The organism is Streptomyces sp. NPDC007084, from assembly GCF_040703595.1.
Taxonomy (GTDB): Bacteria; Actinomycetota; Actinomycetes; order Streptomycetales; family Streptomycetaceae; genus Streptomyces.
In genome coordinates this window covers 12,003-30,399 of record NZ_JBEYFY010000003.1, presented here as the reverse complement: position 1 = coordinate 30,399, position 18,397 = coordinate 12,003, and the positions used below count along the sequence as shown (strand labels likewise).

Sequence of the window (18,397 nt, the reverse complement as noted above, 5' to 3'; positions counted from 1 at the left end):
CACACCCGGAACACCAGGGGCAGGATGCCATGCGAAAAGGGCAGTACCGGTTCGTCGCGGGGTTTCTCCTCGCACCTTTGGCGCTGTATCTGATCTTCGTGATCTGGCCTTACATACAGACCATCGGTTACTCCTTCACCGACTGGAAGGGCCAGTCGCAGACGTTCAGTTTCGTCGGCCTGGACAATTACAAGGCGTTGTTCCAGGACGACGTATTCCTCGGAGCGATCTGGCACAACATCCTGTTCCTGGTGTTCATCCCGGTGATCACCATCCTGCTCGCCCTCTTCTTCGCCTTCATGGTGAACGCGGGCGGGCGGGGCGGCGCCGGTGGCGTGCAGGGCGTCGCCGGCTCGCGGTTCTACAAGATCGTGTACTTCTTCCCGCAGGTGCTGTCGCTCGCGATCGTGGCGGTGCTCTTCGGAGCCCTCTACCGCAGTGACAGCGGCGGCCTGCTCAACGGCCTGCTCATCAAGCTGGGCCTGGTCGACAGCAACAACCCCATCGAGTGGATGAACGAGCCCAACCTGGTGCTCTGGTGCCTGATGGCGGTCGTCGTCTGGCACGGCGTCGGCTTCTACCTGGTGCTCTTCTCCGCCGCCATGCAGTCCATCCCGAAGGACATCTACGAGGCCGCGCTGCTGGACGGCGCGAGCCGCACCCACACCTTCTTCCGGGTCACCCTGCCCCTGCTGTGGGACACGGTGCAGACGGCCTGGGTGTATCTCGGCATCATCGCGATGGACATGTTCGTCCTCGTCTCGACCATGACCCAGGGCACCGGCTACGGCGGCGGACCCGACCACCACAGCGAGGTCATGTCGAACGTCATGATGCGCAACTTCCTCTACTACGGAAAGAGTGGCTACGCCTGCGCCATGGGCGTCATCATGCTCCTTCTCACCCTGATCCTGTCCGTGGTCACGCTGCGCGCCACCCGCCGCGAGCGCATCGAGTTCTGAGCGGGAGACACGACTATGAGCGCACCCATCACGGAGCCGGCGAAGGTCGACGGCGCCGGAGTACCCCCGCAGCGGACCGTGAAGAAGGCCCCGCCCCGGCCGGGCGACAAGCGCACCGAGGGCCTCGCCCTCAACGTCTTCTCGCACGGCTTCCTCGCCCTCTGGGCGATCCTCATCATCCTGCCGCTGCTGTGGCTCGTCCTCAGCTCCTTCAAGACCGACACCCAGATCGGCGGTTCGGCCCTCGGCTGGCCCACCAACTGGCAGCTCGACGTCTTCAGCAGGGCCTGGAACAAGGGCATCGGCGACTACTTCGCCAACACCCTGATCGTGCTGGTCTTCTCGGTCCCGCTGACCATGCTCCTCGGGGCGATGGCGGCGTACGTGCTGGCCCGCTACGAGTTCCCGGGCAACCGGGTCATCTACTACTTCTTCGTCGGCGGGGCCATGTTCCCCGTCTTCCTCGCCCTGGTCCCGCTGTTCTTCATGGTCAAACGGCTCGACATGCTGAACTCGTACCAGGGCCTGGTGCTGGTGTACGTGGCCTACTCGCTGCCGTTCACCGTGTTCTTCATGCACGCCTTCTTCCGGACGCTGCCCGGGGCGGTCTTCGAGGCGGCGGTCCTCGACGGGGCCTCGCACACCCGGGCGTTCTTCCAGGTCATGCTGCCGATGGCCAAGCCCGGACTGCTCAGCGTCGGCATCTTCAATGTGCTGGGCCAGTGGAACCAGTACATCCTGCCGTCGGTGCTGATGCAGCCGCAGAGCAGCTCGGACCCGGAGCGCTACGTCCTCACCCAGGGGCTCATCCAGCTCCAGCAGCAGCAGGGATACGCCACCGACCTTCCCGTCCTCTTCGCGGGCGTGACGATCGCGATGATCCCCATGCTGATCGTCTACCTCTCCTTCCAGCGCCAGGTCCAGGCCGGCCTCACCTCGGCGACCCTCAAGTAGTCCGCCGACCCGCCCGGCCGCGTACGCCACCCCCGTCCCGCGGGGGTGGCGTACGCGTGTCCGAGGGGTGACGGAAATCGAACAGAACTGGACGGACCCGATTTTCGTCAAGGACTTGACTGCGGTAACCCGTTCAGCGGAGCTTGGAGTTCACAACTTGTAAGTGACCCGGGTTCCGTTGACGTGACCTGGATCACACGGGCGGCATCGGGGCCGTCCGGCTGAGGGCAGGAGTGGATGAGTCGATGGAGACTCCGGGGTCGCAGTCGTCGCTGCACCGGGCCAATCTGGAGCGCGTCGTCAGAGCGGTGCGCCTCGCCGGCTCGCTCACGCAGGCGGAGATCGCGAGGACGACGGGCCTGTCGGCCGCGACCGTTTCCAACATCGTCCGTGAACTCAAGGACGGGGGAACGGTCGAGGTCACTCCCACTTCGGCGGGCGGGCGCAGGGCCCGCAGCGTGTCCCTGAGCGGGGACGCCGGCATCGTGATCGGGGTCGACTTCGGGCACACCCATTTGCGCGTCGCGGTCGGGAACCTGGCCCATCAGGTGCTGGCGGAGGAGTCCGAGCCGCTGGACGTGGACGCCTCGGCCGCGCAGGGCTTCGACCGCGCCGAGGAGCTGGTCAGCCGGCTGATCGCGGCGACCGGCGTCGACCGGTCCAAGATCGCGGGTGTGGGGCTCGGCGTGCCGGGACCGATCGACGTGGAGTCGGGCACCCTCGGGTCCACCTCGATCCTGCCGGGCTGGACCGGCGCGAGGCCCGCCGAGGAGCTGCGGGGGCGGCTCGGCGTGCCCGTGCACGTGGACAACGACGCCAACCTGGGCGCGCTCGGCGAGATGGTCTGGGGGAGCGGGCGCGGGGTCAGGGACCTCGCGTACATCAAGGTCGCGAGCGGTGTCGGCGCCGGTCTGGTGATCGACGGGAAGATCTACCGCGGCCCAGGTGGCACAGCGGGAGAAATCGGGCATATTACTCTTGATGAATCCGGCCCCGTGTGCCGCTGTGGCAACCGCGGCTGTCTGGAGACCTTCGCGGCGGCGCGCTATGTGCTGCCGCTCCTCCAGTCCAGTCACGGTACGGACCTGACCATGGAAGGGGTGGTCAGGCTGGCGCGGGACGGTGATCCGGGCTGCCGTCGGGTGATCGCCGACGTCGGCCGACATATCGGGAGTGGAGTAGCGAATCTCTGCAATTTGCTGAACCCGAGCCGGGTGGTCCTCGGCGGCGATCTCGCCGAGGCCGGGGAACTCGTTCTCGGGCCCATCAGGGAGTCTGTCGGCCGGTACGCGATCCCCAGCGCCGCACGTCAACTCTCGGTGTTGCCAGGGGCACTTGGAGGCCGTGCGGAGGTGCTCGGGGCGCTTGCTCTCGCGCTCAGCGAGATGGGCGATTCGACCCTTTTGGACGGTTCTCTGAATGCCGTCGCGCCTGCCTTCACTTAGAGAACGCATGGCACCGTTGCCATCTCGTTAAGTATTTACTTCTTGACGTCGCACGTGTGGCCGAGTTGACTTCCAGCCACCTCGGCCGCAACGACGCGGCCTCGTCAGGGAGGTTTCTGAAGTGAACACGCAGATGCGTCGTGCCGCCGTTGCCGTTGCCGCTGGTGCGATGGCCGTTTCGCTGGCCGCTTGTGGCAGCGCCAAGGAATCCGGTGGCGGGAGCGACAGCTCCAGCAGCTCCGCCAAGAAGGGCGACGCGATCAAGGTCGGTCTGCTCCTTCCGGAGAACCAGACGGCCCGCTACGAGAAGTTCGACAAGCCGCTGATCGAGAAGAAGGTCAAGGAGCTCACGAACGGCAAGGGCGAGGTCGTCTACGCCAACGCCAAGCAGGACGCGAGCACCCAGAACCAGCAGGTCGACACCATGGTCACCAACAAGGTGGACGTGCTGATCGTCGACGCCGTGGACTCCGCCGCGATCAAGAGCTCGGTCCAGAAGGCCAAGGACGCCGGCATCCCGGTCGTGGCCTACGACCGCCTCGCGCAGGGCCCGATCTCCGCCTACACGTCGTTCGACAACAAGACCGTCGGCAAGACGCAGGGCGAGGCCCTCCTGAAGGCCCTTGGCTCCAAGGCCAAGGACGGCAAGATCGTCATGATGAACGGCTCGGTCACCGACCCGAACGCCGCCCAGTTCAAGGCCGGCGCCCACGAGGTGCTCGACGGCAAGGTGAACGTGGGCAAGGAGTACGACACCAAGGAGTGGAAGCCGGAGAACGCCAACTCCAACATGGAGGGCGCCATCTCGGCTCTCGGCAAGAAGAACATCATCGGCGTCTACTCCGCCAACGACGGCATGGCCGGCGGTATCATCACCGCCCTCAAGGCCGCCGGCATCAAGGTTCCGGTCACCGGCCAGGACGCCGAGCTCGCGGGTGTGCAGCGCATCGTCTCCGGCGACCAGTTCATGAGCGTCTACAAGCCCTACGCCCCGGAGGCCGACGCCGCCGCGCAGATGGCCGTCGCGCTCGCCCAGGGCAAGTCGCTCGACGACATTGCCAAGGACAAGGTCGACAGCCCGACCACCAAGCAGGTCCCGTCGGTGCTCGTCCAGGTCACCTCGCTGACCAAGGACAACATCAAGGACACCGTCGTCAAGGACGGCGTCTACACGGTCAACGAGATCTGCACCCCGGCCTACGCCGCGGCCTGCAAGAAGATCGGCCTGCAGTAACAACCCTCGCAAGTCTCTATCCGCGTACGGGAATTCGGACTTGAATTCCCGTACGGGACTTGCGTGATTCGAAGCCCCTCCGGCGCCCCGCATCCAACAGCCCCGCAAGCTAGGCGGGGCGCCGGACGGAACACCCCTCCAAACTTTCTGCACAACCTCCCGCCGGGTCAGGCGGCGAAGGAGATGGTTCACGTGTCCGCTACGCCTGTTCTGGCGTTGCGCGGGGTCTCCAAGCGATTCGGTGCCGTCCAGGCGCTCACCGATGTAGAGCTTGAGGTCCACGCCGGTGAAGTGGTCGCCCTGGTGGGCGACAACGGCGCCGGAAAGTCCACGCTGGTCAAGACGATCGCCGGCGTGCACCCCATCGATGAGGGCGCCATCGAGTGGGACGGCAAGTCCGTCCAGATCAACCGCCCGCACGACGCCCAGAGCCTGGGCATCGCGACGGTGTACCAGGACCTCGCGCTCTGCGACAACATCGATGTCGTCGGCAACCTCTACCTGGGCCGCGAGCTGAAGAAGCGCGGCATCCTGGACGAGGTCGAGATGGAGCGCCGCTCCCGCGAGCTGCTGGACACGCTGTCCATCCGTATCCCCAGCGTCCGCATCCCGATCGCCTCGCTCTCCGGCGGTCAGCGCCAGACGGTGGCGATCGCCCGTTCGATGCTCGGTGAGCCCAAGCTCGTCATCCTCGACGAGCCCACCGCCGCCCTCGGCGTCGAGCAGACCGCCCAGGTCCTCGACCTGGTCGAGCGGCTCCGCGAGCGGGGCCACGCGGTCATCCTCATCAGCCACAACATGGCTGACGTCAAGGCCGTGGCCGACAAGGTCGCCGTCCTGCGCCTCGGGCGCAACAACGGCATCTTCGAGGTCAAGTCGACCTCCCAGGAAGAGATCATTTCCGCCATCACGGGCGCCACGGAGAACGCCGTGACCCGTCGTGCGGCGCGCAGCAACGGGGAGGCTCAGAAGTGAGCATCGACAAGACTTCTGAGACCCCTGAGGGTGCCGTGGAGAACCCGGAGGCGGCCGCCAAGGCCGTCACCGTGGTCGACCCCCGGCTCCTGGTCCGCGAGCAGGGCCTCGCCGGCTACGTGGGCGAGTTCAAGCGCAAGATCAAGGCCGGTGACCTGGGTTCCATCCCGGTCGTCCTCGGCCTGGTCGTCATCTGGGCGATCTTCGCGACGCTGAACTCCAACTTCCTCACCGCGGGCAACCTGTCCGACATCTCCGTGGCCATGGTCGGCACGGGCATGATCGCGGTCGGCATCGTGTTCGTGCTGCTGCTCGGTGAGATCGACCTGTCGGTCGGTTCGCTGTCCGGTGTGGCCGGCGCGAGCTTCGCCGTGCTCAGCGTCACGCACGGCATGAACGAGTGGCTGGCGTTCATCCTGGCCATCCTCACCGGCACGGTCGCCGGTGCCATCCAGGGCTTCTTCTTCGCGCGCATCGGTGTGCCGGCCTTCGCCGTCACGCTGGCCGGTCTGCTGTTCTGGAACGGCCTGATGCTCCAGATCCTGGGCAGCAACGGCACCATCAACCTGGACAGCGAGGGCGTCGTCGCCAAGCTGACCAGCTACTACTTCACCGATGTGGCCGCCGCGTACGTCCTCGCGGTCGTCGTGACCGCCGGGTTCTTCATCAGCTCCTACCTCGGCAACCGGCGCCGCGAGGCGGCCGGCGTGCCGTCCCGGCCGCTGAGCGAGACCATCGCCCGCACGGTGCTGCTGGCGATCCTCGCCTTCGCCGTGGCGATCGTCTACAACCAGTACAAGGGCCTGCCGCTCGCCGTGGTGATCTTCATCGCGGTCCTGCTGCTCACGGACTTCGTGCTGCGCCGTACCGCCTACGGCCGGAAGATCTTCGCGCTCGGCGGCAGCGTCGAGGCCTCCCGCCGTGCCGGTATCAACGTCGAGCTGATCCGCATCTCGGTCTTCTCGATCTCCGGCACCTTCGCCGCGATCGGCGGTCTGTTCATCGCCTCGAAGATCGCCTCCGCCAACCAGGGCGCCGGCGCCGGTGACCTGCTGATGAACGCCATCGCGGCGGCCGTCATCGGCGGCACCAGCCTCTTCGGTGGCCGCGGCCGCACGTGGAACGCCCTCCTCGGTGTCCTCGTGATCGTCTCGATCCAGTACGGCCTGGCCCTGGAGGGCATCGCCTCCCCGGTCCAGTACATGATCACCGGTGGTGTGCTTCTCGCCACGGTCGTCATCGACGCCGTCACCCGCAAGACCCAGAAGACGGCGGGTCGCGCGTAGGGTTCCTGCCCCGCACGACCCCGTGCCCGGCACCGATGACGGTGCCGGGCACAGTCACGTCCGGAAGGCGAACGCGCGTTCCCATCCGGTACGGCCGATCGTGTGGCTTGGATCCCCGGGCCCGGCCCGCGCCCGCAAAGGCGGAACATTAGACTCGACAAGGCCCGGCAACAGCTCTACTGCAAGGAGGCACGGGTGCCGCTGCTGACCCGCATCACGGGACCGCGCGATCTGGACCGGCTCAGCCTGGAGCAGCTTGACCAGCTCGCCGGGGAGATCAGGACCTTCCTCGTCGACGCGGTCTCCAAGACCGGCGGCCACCTCGGCCCCAACCTCGGTGTCGTGGAGCTGACCCTCGCCCTGCACCGCGTCTTCGAGTCGCCGAAGGACAGGGTGCTGTGGGACACCGGCCACCAGTCCTACGTCCACAAGCTGCTCACCGGCCGCCAGGACTTCTCCCGGCTGAAGATGAAGGGCGGCCTGTCCGGCTACCCCTCGCAGGCCGAGTCCGAGCACGACGTCATCGAGAACTCGCACGCCTCCACGGTCCTCGGCTGGGCCGACGGCCTCGCGAAGGCCAACGAGGTCCTCGGCCGGGACGACCACGTGGTCGCGGTCATCGGTGACGGCGCCCTGACCGGCGGCATGGCCTGGGAGGCGCTGAACAACATCGCCGACGCCAAGGACCGCCCGCTGATCATCGTCGTCAACGACAACGAGCGGTCGTACGCGCCGACCATCGGCGGCCTAGCGAACCACCTGGCGACCCTGCGGACCACCGACGGCTACGAGCGCTTCCTGGCCCGCGGCAAGGACCTCCTGGGGCGCACCCCGGTCGTCGGCAAGCCCCTCTACGAGACGCTGCACGGCGCGAAGAAGGGCCTGAAGGACTTCATCGCCCCGCAGGGCATGTTCGAGGACCTCGGCCTGAAGTACGTCGGCCCGATCGACGGCCACGACATCGAGGCCCTGGAGTCCGCCCTCACCCGCGCCAAGCGGTTCGGCGGCCCGGTCATCGTGCACTGCCTCACCGAGAAGGGCCGCGGCTACCAGCCCGCCCTCCAGGACGAGGCCGACCGCTTCCACGGCATCGGCCCCATCCACCCCGACACCGGCCTGCCCATCAAGGCCTCCGGCGCCGACTGGACCTCGGTCTTCGGCGACGAGATGGTCGCGCTCGGCAAGGAGCGCGAGGACATCGTCGCGATCACCGCCGCGATGCTCCAGCCGGTCGGCCTGAAGAAATTCGCCGACGCCTTCCCGAACCGGATCTACGACGTCGGCATCGCCGAGCAGCACGGCGCCGTCTCCGCGGCCGGCCTCGCCACCGGCGGCCTCCACCCGGTCTTCGCCGTCTACGCGACCTTCCTCAACCGCGCCTTCGACCAGGTCCTGATGGACGTGGCCCTGCACAAGTGCGGGGTCACCTTCGTCCTCGACCGGGCCGGTGTCACCGGCACCGACGGCGCCTCGCACAACGGCATGTGGGACATGTCGATCCTCCAGGTCGTCCCCACCCTCCGGCTCGCCGCGCCGCGCGACGCCGACCAGGTCCGCGCCCAGCTCCGCGAGGCCGTCGAGGTCACCGACGCGCCCACCGTGGTCCGCTTCTCCAAGGGCGCGGTCGGCCCGGCGGTCCCCGCCGTCGGCCGGGTCGGCGGCATGGACGTCCTGCGGGCGCCCGGCACCGACACGCCGGACGTGCTGCTGGTCTCCGTCGGCGCGCTCGCCCCGATGTGCCTGGAGATCGCGGCCCTCCTCGACCAGCAGGGCATCTCCACCACCGTCGTCGACCCGCGCTGGGTCAAGCCGGTCGACGAGGCCATGGCCCCGCTCGCCGAGCAGCACCGCGTGGTCGTCACCGTCGAGGACAACTCCCGCGTCGGAGGCGTCGGATCGGCCATCGCCCAGGCGCTGCGCGACGCGGGCGTCGACGTGCCGCTGCGCGACTTCGGCATCCCGCCGCGCTTCCTCGACCACGCCTCGCGCGCCGAGGTCATGGCGGAGATCGGGCTGACCGCCCCGGACATCGCCCGGCAGGTCACCGGTCTGGTCGCCCGGCTCGACGGGCGTTACGAGCGCGGCGCCGCGCGGACCGTGGAGGCGGTGGAGCCCGCCCGCGACTGACACGCGGCGGCGCGGACCGCGCGCCCGGCAGGGCCGAAGGGCCGGTTCCAGCACCCTGGACGGGTGGTGGAACCGGCCGTTCGCGTTAACGGGGCCCGCGTCGGGGCATACGTGTCACCCGCCCTCTCGATGATGTCGAGGACGACAAGCGTGGGAGGTACGCCCGTGAGCAACACCCTTTTCAGGACGAAGAGGATCGAACAGTCGATCTCCGACACCGAGGAGCCGGAGCACGCGCTCAAGAAGTCGCTGTCCGCGCTGGACCTCACCGTCTTCGGTGTCGGTGTCATCATCGGCACCGGCATCTTCGTGCTCACCGGCAAGGTCGCCAAGGAGAACGCCGGTCCGGGTGTCTCGCTGGCCTTCGTCGTCGCCGGCGTCGCCTGCGGCCTGGCGGCCCTGTGCTACGCGGAGTTCGCCTCCACGGTCCCGGTCGCGGGATCCGCGTACACCTTCTCCTACGCCTCCCTCGGCGAGCTGCCCGCCTGGATCATCGGCTGGGACCTGGTCCTGGAGTTCGCGCTCGGCACGGCGGTGGTGGCCGTCGGCTGGTCGGGCTACGTCCGCTCGCTGATGGACAACGCGGGCTGGCATCTGCCGGACTACCTCAGCGGGCGCGACGGGGCCAGCGGCTTCGGCTTCGACATCCTCGCCGCCGCCCTGGTGCTGGTCCTGACCGCCATCCTCGTCGTCGGGGTGAAGCTCTCCGCCCGGATCACCACGCTGGTCGTGGCCATCAAGGTCACCGTCGTCATGATCGTGATCATCGCCGGCGCCTTCTTCATCAAGGGCGACAACTACAAGCCGTTCATCCCCAAGGCGCAGCACGTGGAGGCGGGCAGCGGCATCAAGTCGCCGCTGGTCCAGCTCATGTTCGGCTGGGCCCCCACCAACTTCGGCGTGCTCGGCATCTTCACCGCCGCCTCCGTCGTGTTCTTCGCCTTCATCGGCTTCGACGTGGTCGCGACGGCGGCCGAGGAGACGAAGAACCCGCAGCGGGACATGCCGCGCGGCATCCTCGGCTCCCTGTTCATCTGCACCGCGCTCTACGTCCTCGTGTCGATCGTGGTCACCGGCATGCAGAAGTACACCGAGCTGTCGGTCGACGCCCCGCTCGCCGACGCGTTCAAGGCCACCGGCCACCCGTGGTTCGCCGGTGTCATCAGCTTCGGCGCCGCCGTCGGCCTGACCACGGTCTGCATGATCCTGCTGCTCGGCCAGACCCGCGTCTTCTTCGCGATGAGCCGCGACGGGCTGCTGCCGCGGTTCTTCTCCCGTGTCCACCCCCGGTTCCGCACCCCGCACCGGCCGACGATCCTGCTCGGCGTGATCATCGCGATCGTCGCCGGCTTCACGAGCCTGAGCGAGCTGGCCGAGCTGGTCAACATCGGCACCCTCTTCGCCTTCGTCGTGGTCGCCGTCGGCGTCGTCATCCTCCGCCGCACCCGCCCCGACCTGCACCGCGCGTTCCGCACCCCGCTGGTGCCGTGGGTGCCGATCCTGTCGGTGCTGGCGTCGCTGTGGCTGATGCTGAACCTGCCCGCCGAGACCTGGCTGCGGTTCGCGATCTGGATGGCGATCGGCTTCGTCGTGTACTTCCTCTACGGGCGCACGCACAGCGGCCTGGCCCGCCGCCCGGAGTCGGCGCCGAGCGCCGGGGGCACGCCGCCGGCCGGCCCCAGGGCGTAACGGCACCTCGCGGCACGCCTGTCCGAGGCGCGGCCTCGTGGGACGCCTGTCCGAGGCGCGGCGGGGCACGGCGAGGCGGGGCGAGGTGCGGCGAGGCGGGGCGAGGCGAGCGGCGCTCCGCTCCCGGGATCAGGAACCGGGCCGTACGGTCCGCGGGCCCGTGACCTCCGCGCCCAGTTCGGTCACCCGGCGCCGCAGTTCGCGGTCGGCGGTGACGACCAGCCGGGGGCGGTCGGGTGACCCGGCCACGAGCTGGACGATCCGGTCGTCGCCGCTGCCCGGGGCCTCGTCCACCCGGACACCGGGGACGGGGTCCACCCCCCGGGCGGCGCCCTCCACCACGAGCACGATCTCCAGCGGGCCGGGCAGCCCGGGCACCCCGGTCTCCGCGAGCCCGGCCAGCCGGTCCCGGAGCCGCTCGGCCGCGCCGCGCCGGTCACGCCACCAGCCGTCGGGCACCGACCCGACCACGTTGGCGCCGTCCACGATGAGCAGAGTCGTCATGGACTCACCCTGCCAGAGCGCCGCCGGCCCAGCCGCGCGTCACCACGGACACGGCCTCGGCCACCCGCGCCGCCTGGCGTCCGTCGGTGCGCGGCCCCGGGGCGAACTCCACGTGCAGGAAGGGGACCTTGGCGGCGGCCGCCGCCCGGCCCTGCGTGTTGTCCTGCCCGGAGAGCGGGCAGGAGCGGGCCCAGGCCCGGCACACTGCGAAGCCGCGGCTGCCCAGCGCGTCGGCCAGCCGGCGCCCGGCGGCGAGCCCGTCCTTGCCGGCCCCCGTCGAGGCGATGACGTCGTAGCGCGGGGCGGACTCCCGGGCGAACCCGTGGAGCTGCACGCCGGGGACACCGCGCCGGACGAGTTCGGCGCAGACGGCGTGGAAGACCGTGTCCCGGCGGTGCGCCACGTCCGCCGCGTTGCCCTCACCGGATTTGCGATGTGCGCCAGCAATGACGAGAAGGCCTCCGGGGGAGCCCCGCAGAACGCGCACGCCGAGCAGTTCGGTGTCCTGGTCGGCGACCGGATGGGGCACCTGTACGGACCAGCGGACGGGGTGGTCCAGGCCGACGAGGACACGGCCCCAGCCGCGCGGCGCGGGACCCTGGTCGACGCGGTCGTACACCTCTGCGAATCGTCGGCCGGTCACGCTGTCGACGATGGTGCGCACGGCGAAGTCGACCTCGGCGAGCCGGTGTTCGGCCTGCTCGCGGTGGCCGTCGAGGAGCAGGCCCACGCCGTCCGCGACGGTCTCGCGCTCCGTCGCGGACGGCGGCTGGAAGGAGCCGTCCGGCGCGAACCGGTCGGTGTAGGCGGCGATCGAGCGCGCCAGGTCGACCCGCGGGGGGCCGCTCCCGGCGGGGTCCGCGGCCGAGTCCCCGCCGTCGCCGCGGTGGGCGCGCACGAGTACTGTTCCCAAACCGGCCAGAGCGGTGAGGAGCAGGAGAAGTGTTGCGATCGTTATCGTTCTGGAGCGGTTTGCTCTCATGGTTGTATCAAGATATCTCGGTGACCAGACGTCGTAGCCGCCGCACCCTCCCCGCCGCCCTGACCCCGCTCGCCCTCGTCGCCGTACTGGCGGGCTGCGGCCTCGTCGGGGGCGCCGAGGACTCCGACTCCTCGTCGAAGGGGGGCGGCCGGTCGTTCACCGTGGCCGCGGCCGGGGACATCCTGATCCATCCTCAGCTCGTCGACCAGGCCAGGGCCGACGCCAAGAAGACCGGCAAGGGGACCGACGGACTGGACTTCGGCCCGCTGATGGCCGGGATCAAGCCGGTGATCAGCAAGGCCGACCTCGGGATCTGCCACATGGAGCCGGTGATCGGCAAGCCGACCGGCCCCTTCGAGAGCTACCCGAACTTCCTCATACCGCCGCAGATCGCCGGGACCATCAAGGACGTCGGTTACGACACCTGCTCCACCGCCTCCAACCACTCGATCGACCACGGGTACGCGGGCGTGAAGCGGACCCTGGACACCCTGGACACGGCCGGGCTCAAGCACACGGGCTCCTTCCGGACCCGCAAGGACTCGCTCACCCCGCTGATCATGAACGTCAAGGGCGTGAAGGTCGCGCAGATCTCCTTCGCCTTCGGCTTCAACGCCCACGAGTTGCCCAAGGACAAGCCGTGGCTGGTCAACCAGAACGACCTGGGCCGGATCAAGGCGGCCGAGAAGCAGGCCCGCGCGGCCGGCGCCGAGGTCGTGATCCTCTCCATCCACTGGGGCCGTGAGCACCACCCCAACCCCTCGACGCCGCAGCTCGAATTCGCCCGGCAGCTCGCCCGGAAGACCGGCATCGACCTGGTGATCGGCCACCACGCGCACGTCGTGCAGCCGATGGAGAAGGTCGACGGCACCTGGATCGCGTACGGACTCGGCAACCAGGTCGCCCGGCACGACGTGCCGACCGGGCTCACCGAGGAGGGCGTGATCGGCTGGTTCACCTTCACGCAGCGCGGCGGCAAGTGGGAGGTCGAGGCGCGGTACGAGCCGACCCTCGTGGAGATCCCGCCGGACCCGGACGCCGACGCGGACGGCACCCCGGCCGAGCCGGCCAAGGGCGAGGTCGAGAACTACCGGCTGGTGGACGTGGCCGCCGAGCTGAGGCGCCACGACCTCAGTGACCAGGAGCGGGCCCGGCTGCGGCTGGCCTTCGAGCGGACCGAGGGCACCATGCTCAACCGTGGAGCGGCGAAGGACGGCCTCAAGCCCCTCACGGAGATGCCCGGCTGAGCACGCCAGGCGTCGCAACGCGCCCGGTCCCCGCAGAGGGTCCGGGCGCGATACGTGTCCCGGCCCCGACATGTATATGAACTTCGTATGAACTGGAACTGATCAGACCTGCCCGAAGATGGCCAGCTAAAACATGATGTTGTCTAGATCACTTTCCATGTGTGCAACTTCCTGACACCTTCGCTGGTCTGACACGCGCGGAGACCCAGTTTTTCCCCAGCTGTGCCTTCCTGTCGCACCCGCACCCGCATCCACCCGCACGTGCGTGCCGGCCGCCTCCGCGCCGGCCTGCCCGTACAACCGTTTGAGAGGACCCGTCCGTTGGCGCCATCGCCCCCGGCGCGGCAGCACCGTGCTCGCCGCAGAGCTGATATGTCGCTGCTCGGCGGCATACGACCGCCTATAGCGGTCCTGTCGGCGCTTCTCCTCTCCCTGGCGGCTGTCACGGCACTCGTGCTCGGTCCGGGCGGGGACACCTCGCTGCCCAAGGCCGTGCAGACCTCGCAGCAGCACTTCGCGGAGGACGGCGCGATCGCCATGCGGGCCTCCATCGACGAGTCGGTGACTGACCTCGACCGGTCCGCCGCCCTGTTCAGCGCCGGCGCCCCGGTCTCCGGCGACACCGTGCTCGACAAACTGGGCAACACCTACCAGAAGTGGATGGGCACGGCGGTCGTCGAGATCCGGACCGGCAAACTCGTCGCCGCCCGCGGCGAGACCGTCCCGCTGACTTCCCTCAACCGGTCCGCCCTCGGCGACGAAGGCGGACTCGCGCCGCGCATGGTGCGCCTGGAGAACGGCGAGGTCCGGCTGCTGTCGTTCGCGCTGCTTTCCTGGCCCGGCAAGCCGCAGCTCCTGCTCGTCGCCTCCAACAGCCTCAAGTTCCCCGGCATCAGCCTGGGCCAGTTCCGCTCCATCGCGGTCGTGGACCGGGCCGGCACGATCCTCAGCAGTGACGGCATCCCCGAGCCGGAGCAGGTGCTCACCGACCTCCAGCGCAAGGAGGTCGCCGCCTCCAACAAACAGCTCAAGGCCTTCGCGAAGAAGGCGGCCGGCCGCGCGGCGCAGCATCCGCTCAGTTCCAAGGAGCCCGGCTCCGGCGGCTATCAGGGCGTCAGCGGCAGCCTGCTCGGCGGCAGCTTCCTCAGTGACCGCTCCGTCGCCGGTTACGCCACCCTCTCCTCGCCCGAACCCGGCGAGAGCACCACCGCGACCGCCCTCGGACTCACCGTGGTCGCCATGGTGAAGGTGGCAGAGGACCCCACCCACTCCGCCTCCCCGGTCTTCTGGCTGATCGCGGCCGGCGCCCTGCTGGTCGTCGGCGGCATCGCCGTCGCCGTCCTGCTCGGCACCGTGCAGCGACCGCTCATCCGGCTCTTCCTGGAGTCGCGCCGCCTCACCCGCGGCGACCTGGCCCGCCCGGTCGGCGTCCCCGGCTACGGCGAGGCCCGCCGGATCGGCGTCGCCCTGGAACGGCTGCGCGGCCAGCTCCTCGGCGAACCCGCGGGACCCGACGACTCCGCGCCGCGCCCGCGCGGCCTGCGCCGCGTCGGCACCCGCGCCCTCCTCGCCGTCTGCGCGGTCCTGCTCCTCGCCTGGTCCGTACCGCTGCTGCTCATCCTGAACCGGGCCGACGGCACCGTCGTCGTCCCGCAGCAGCTCGTCAACGACCAGCGCGAGCGCACCGACACGCTCACCGACCGGGTGCGCCGCGCGCTCAACGAGGGCGAGGCGGACCTCCAGTCCGTCGCCACGCTCATCGGCGACCGCACCACCCCGGCGGACATGACCAAGGTGCTCGACCGCACCCTCAACCAGCACCTGCGCTACCAGGCGCTCTACGTGGTCGACGCCTCCGGGGAGGTGGTCGCCGGCGTCGGTGACGAGCCCCGCGAGGCCCGGCCCAAGCCGGCCACCGTCGCCCCGCTCCAGCTCCTCGGACGCGGCGGCAAGAAGCCGATCGTGGTGGGCACCGCCGAGATCCCCGGCCGCGGCGGCTCGGCCCTGGTCGGCGAGTTCCGCCTCGACTTCCTCAACTCCATGCTCAAGCGGCCCGGCCTCGGTGTCGTCCGCCTCGTCGACGACCAGGGCAAGGTCATCGCAGGCAACACCGGCTACCTCGCCTTCCAGTCGCTGCCCGACGAGCGCCTCAAGGACCTCGTCTCCGCGTCCGGCCAGAAGGTCGGCAAGTCCGCGCACGCCGCCGGTGTCCTCTACCGCGAGCACGGGGTGCAGATCGCCGCGGCGGCCCCCTTCGTCGGCGGCGGCGCGGCCAAGCAGCTCAACTGGACCGTCGTGAGCTGGCAGCCCGCCGACCGGCTCGCGATCCCCGAGTACGACGTCCAGCACCGGACCGTACTCGCCGGACTGCTCGGCGCCGCGGCGGCGGCCGCCTGCCTCGGCTGGATGCACATCGTGGTCGTCCGTCCGCTGCGCGCCCTGGCCGGACAGGCCGAGGCACTGGCCGACGGCGACCGCAAGACCGTCCTGTTCCCGCGCAACCACGACGAGGTCGGCGCGGTCACCCGCTCCCTCGAACTCGTCCGCCAGCAGCTCCAGGAACAGCGCAGACAGCAGCCAACGCCACGCCGGAGCGCACCCGGCACGGCCCAGCAGCAGCACGTTAGGAACTGATCGGCCGTGCTCTTCCTCTACACCGTCCTGATGGTGTGCTGCGCGATCCTGCTGGTGGCGGGCATCGTCGAACAGCGGCGCCACTTCACCAACCTGGACAACATCCCCACCCGGGTGCTGGTCAACGGCATCCGCGGCAAGTCGTCCATCACCCGGCTGTGCGCGGGCGCGCTGCGCGGCGGCGGCCTCGCCACCGTCGCCAAGACCACCGGCACGGCGGCCCGGTTCATCCACCCCGACGCCACCGAGGAGCCGGTCTACCGCAAGTTCGGCATCGCCAACGTCGTCGAGCAGATCGGCATCGTCCGGCGCGCCGCCGCGTACAACCCGGACGCGCTGGTCATCGAGTGCATGGCGGTGATGCCGGCGCTCCAGGAGATCAACCAGTCCAAGCTGATCCGGTCCACCATCGGCGTCCTGTGCAACGTCCGTGAGGACCACCTCGCGGAGATGGGCCCCACCCTGGACGACGTGGCCCGCTCGCTGTGCCGGTCCATGCCGGAGGGCGGCATCTGCGTGACCGCCGAGAAGGAGCGCTACGCCATCCTCCAGGAGGAGGCCGACGCCCGCGACTGCAAGCTGATCTACGCCGACCCCGAGTCCGTCACGGACGAGGAGCTGCGCGGGTTCAGCTGGTTCACCTTCAAGGAGAACGTGGCCATCGCGCTCACCGTCGCCGAACTGCTCGGCGTGGAGCGGCAGACGGCCCTCCAGGGCATGTACGACGCCCCGCCGGACCCGGGTGTCCTGTCCGTCGAGCGGTATGTCACCGAGGACGACAAGAAGCTCCGCTTCGCCAACGTCTTCGCGGCCAACGACCCCGAGTCGACGCTGATGAACATCAACCAGCTGCTCGACCTCGGCGCCATCCACCGCCCGCTCAACGTGGTCATCAACTGCCGCCCCGACCGCGTCGAGCGCAACGGCCAGATGGGCGAGATCATCCCCGAGCTGGACCCGGACAAGGTCTTCGTCATCGGCCACCCGGCCAAGAGCGCCATCGACGCGATCCCCGCCGAGTACCGCTCCCGCGCGGTCGACCTCGGCGGCGACCGGCGCGACCCGGAGGAGTTCATGGGCCTGCTCCTCGCCCAACTCGGCCCGGACAGCTCGCTGGTGGCCATCGGCAACATCCACGGCCAGGGCGAACACCTCCTGGAGCACCTCGCCGAACTCCCCGCCGACGACAGCCCCGACGAGGACGCGGCCGACGCCCGGCCCGGCACCGCGGGCGCCCCCGCGGTCACCACCGCGCCGCCCGCCGTACCCGCGGTGCGCGAGCACGTCGAGACCGTGCAGCTCTACGCCCCGCGGATCGACCCCTACCAGCGGTACCCGGAGGCGTACGAGACGCGCTACGCGCCTCACACCGCCCAGGTCCAGCCGCAGTCCCAGCCGCAGTCCCAGCCCCACGTCCCCGTGCAGCGCTCCGCGGACAACCCGTATCCGCAGCAGGGCCGGCCACAGCAGGGCCGGCCCCAACAGGGCGGGCCTCAGCAGGGCGGGCCCCAACAGGGCGGCCCCCGGCAGAACACCCCGCGGCCCGTGCACCAGCAGCCCGGGCACGGACAGGGCGAGTACCCCCGGCAGTCCGCGTACTCCCCGCAGCCGCACCAACCGCAGCGGTCGGACCAGCCGCAGCACCCGCAGCACCCGCAGCAGACCGAGCAGGCGGCCCGTGGCGGCCGCCGGCCGGACCAGGCGTCCGCCCGCTGGCCGGACGTGTCGCAGGGGCCCGCCGCAGCGCCGCCCCAGGCACCCGAGCACGGTGAACAGCCCCCGCCCCGGGGTCTGTTCGAACCCCGCGTCCCTCCCACTCACCCCGCCGACGACCAGCAGTGGCACAGCCCAGGAGAGCCCCGTTGATCCCCTCCGTCCTGACCCCCGAGATCGCCGCGATCGGCATCGGCCTGGGCCTGATGTTCTCGCTGATCTGCTATCTCACGACCAACCTGTCGCCCGGCGGCATGATCACCCCGGGCTGGCTGGCGCTCACCCTCATCGAGGACCTCCAGCGCGCCGCGCTCGTCGTGGGCGTCACCGTCCTCACGTACGTCACCACGCTGCTTCTCCAGCGCTTCGTGATCCTCTACGGCAAGCGCCTGTTCGCAGCCGTCGTGCTGTCCGGCGTGCTGATCCAGGCCACCGTGATCATCGTGCTCCAGATGGAGTTCCCGCTGCTCTACGCCAACCAGACCCTCGGCTTCATCGTCCCCGGTCTGATCGGCTACCAGCTCGTGCGCCAGCCCAAGGGGGCCACGCTGCTGTCGACCGGCTCGGTCACGCTCGCCACCTATGTCGTGCTGACCGCCGGGATTCTCCTCGGCGCCATGCCGACCGCCTGACCCGCCTTCCCTT

14 protein-coding genes are annotated in these 18,397 nt (G+C 69.7%); 12 read left to right on the top strand and 2 right to left on the bottom strand.

Annotated elements, in window-relative coordinates:
* Window positions 1–29 precede the first annotated feature (29 nt).
* The 8 genes from AB0912_RS03710 (at window position 30) to AB0912_RS03675 (ending at window position 10,672) form a co-directional block, all read left to right on the top strand.
* Window positions 30–962: a sugar ABC transporter permease gene (locus tag AB0912_RS03710; protein WP_366696304.1), complete on the top strand. Its 933-nt coding sequence runs from the start codon at window positions 30–32 to the stop codon at window positions 960–962.
* Between the two features lie 15 nt (window positions 963–977).
* The gene (locus AB0912_RS03705) at window positions 978–1,916 is read left to right on the top strand and encodes a carbohydrate ABC transporter permease (protein WP_366696303.1); all 939 of its coding nucleotides are present in this window, start codon (window positions 978–980) and stop codon (window positions 1,914–1,916) included.
* Between the two features lie 245 nt (window positions 1,917–2,161).
* Window positions 2,162–3,361, top strand: coding sequence for an ROK family transcriptional regulator (locus AB0912_RS03700; RefSeq protein WP_366696302.1), 1,200 nt, complete (start codon window positions 2,162–2,164; stop codon window positions 3,359–3,361).
* A 133-nt stretch (window positions 3,362–3,494) separates the two neighbouring features.
* Window positions 3,495–4,595: a substrate-binding domain-containing protein gene (locus AB0912_RS03695; protein WP_366696539.1), complete on the top strand. Its 1,101-nt coding sequence runs from the start codon at window positions 3,495–3,497 to the stop codon at window positions 4,593–4,595.
* A 183-nt stretch (window positions 4,596–4,778) separates the two neighbouring features.
* On the top strand, window positions 4,779–5,570 hold the full coding sequence (locus AB0912_RS03690) for an ATP-binding cassette domain-containing protein (RefSeq protein ID WP_366696301.1): 792 nt from the start codon (window positions 4,779–4,781) through the stop codon (window positions 5,568–5,570).
* Complete coding sequence (locus AB0912_RS03685) at window positions 5,567–6,856, top strand: sugar ABC transporter permease (RefSeq protein WP_366696300.1); 1,290 nt, start codon at window positions 5,567–5,569, stop codon at window positions 6,854–6,856. The genes AB0912_RS03690 and AB0912_RS03685 overlap by 4 nt, the downstream gene beginning before the upstream one ends.
* A gap of 195 nt (window positions 6,857–7,051) precedes the next feature.
* Window positions 7,052–8,983 carry a 1-deoxy-D-xylulose-5-phosphate synthase gene (dxs, locus tag AB0912_RS03680; protein WP_366696299.1) on the top strand — a complete coding sequence of 644 codons (1,932 nt, stop codon included), beginning with the start codon at window positions 7,052–7,054 and terminating at the stop codon, window positions 8,981–8,983.
* 165 nt (window positions 8,984–9,148) lie between these two features.
* Window positions 9,149–10,672: an amino acid permease gene (locus AB0912_RS03675; protein WP_366696298.1), complete on the top strand. Its 1,524-nt coding sequence runs from the start codon at window positions 9,149–9,151 to the stop codon at window positions 10,670–10,672.
* A 129-nt stretch (window positions 10,673–10,801) separates the two neighbouring features.
* Here AB0912_RS03675 and AB0912_RS03670 read toward each other — a convergent pair whose 3' ends face one another.
* On the bottom strand, window positions 10,802–11,176 hold the full coding sequence (locus tag AB0912_RS03670; protein ID WP_366696297.1) for an NTP pyrophosphohydrolase: 375 nt from the start codon (window positions 11,174–11,176) through the stop codon (window positions 10,802–10,804).
* 4 nt (window positions 11,177–11,180) lie between these two features.
* Window positions 11,181–12,074, bottom strand: a complete 894-nt coding sequence (locus AB0912_RS03665; RefSeq protein ID WP_366696296.1) for a hypothetical protein — start codon at window positions 12,072–12,074, stop codon at window positions 11,181–11,183.
* A 104-nt stretch (window positions 12,075–12,178) separates the two neighbouring features.
* Here AB0912_RS03665 and AB0912_RS03660 point away from each other — a divergent pair, with 104 nt between their 5' ends.
* The 4 genes from AB0912_RS03660 (at window position 12,179) to AB0912_RS03645 (ending at window position 18,384) form a co-directional block, all read left to right on the top strand.
* A complete protein-coding gene (locus AB0912_RS03660) occupies window positions 12,179–13,405 on the top strand; it encodes a CapA family protein (RefSeq protein WP_366696295.1) in 1,227 nt (408 codons plus the stop codon).
* Between the two features lie 372 nt (window positions 13,406–13,777).
* Entirely contained in the window at window positions 13,778–16,039 is a 2,262-nt protein-coding gene (locus AB0912_RS03655; protein ID WP_366696294.1) for a HAMP domain-containing protein, read from the top strand.
* Window positions 16,040–16,045: 6 nt separating this feature from the next.
* Entirely contained in the window at window positions 16,046–17,905 is a 1,860-nt protein-coding gene (gene pgsB / locus AB0912_RS03650) for a poly-gamma-glutamate synthase PgsB (RefSeq protein ID WP_366696293.1), read from the top strand.
* Complete coding sequence (locus AB0912_RS03645) at window positions 17,902–18,384, top strand: poly-gamma-glutamate biosynthesis protein PgsC/CapC (protein WP_358818429.1); 483 nt, start codon at window positions 17,902–17,904, stop codon at window positions 18,382–18,384. The genes pgsB and AB0912_RS03645 overlap by 4 nt, the downstream gene beginning before the upstream one ends.
* Window positions 18,385–18,397: the final 13 nt, after the last annotated feature.

Excerpts from the sequence above, each read along its gene's own strand:
- AB0912_RS03710 (WP_366696304.1), top strand. The coding sequence starts at position 30 with ATGCGAAAAGGGCAGTACCGGTTCGTCGCGGGGTTTCTCCTCGCACCT.
- AB0912_RS03705 (WP_366696303.1), top strand. The coding sequence starts at position 978 with ATGAGCGCACCCATCACGGAGCCGGCGAAGGTCGACGGCGCCGGAGTA.
- AB0912_RS03700 (WP_366696302.1), top strand. The coding sequence starts at position 2,162 with ATGGAGACTCCGGGGTCGCAGTCGTCGCTGCACCGGGCCAATCTGGAG.
- AB0912_RS03695 (WP_366696539.1), top strand. The coding sequence starts at position 3,495 with ATGCGTCGTGCCGCCGTTGCCGTTGCCGCTGGTGCGATGGCCGTTTCG.
- AB0912_RS03690 (WP_366696301.1), top strand. The coding sequence starts at position 4,779 with ATGGTTCACGTGTCCGCTACGCCTGTTCTGGCGTTGCGCGGGGTCTCC.
- AB0912_RS03670 (WP_366696297.1), bottom strand. The coding sequence starts at position 11,176 with ATGACGACTCTGCTCATCGTGGACGGCGCCAACGTGGTCGGGTCGGTG.
- AB0912_RS03655 (WP_366696294.1), top strand. The coding sequence starts at position 13,778 with ATGTCGCTGCTCGGCGGCATACGACCGCCTATAGCGGTCCTGTCGGCG.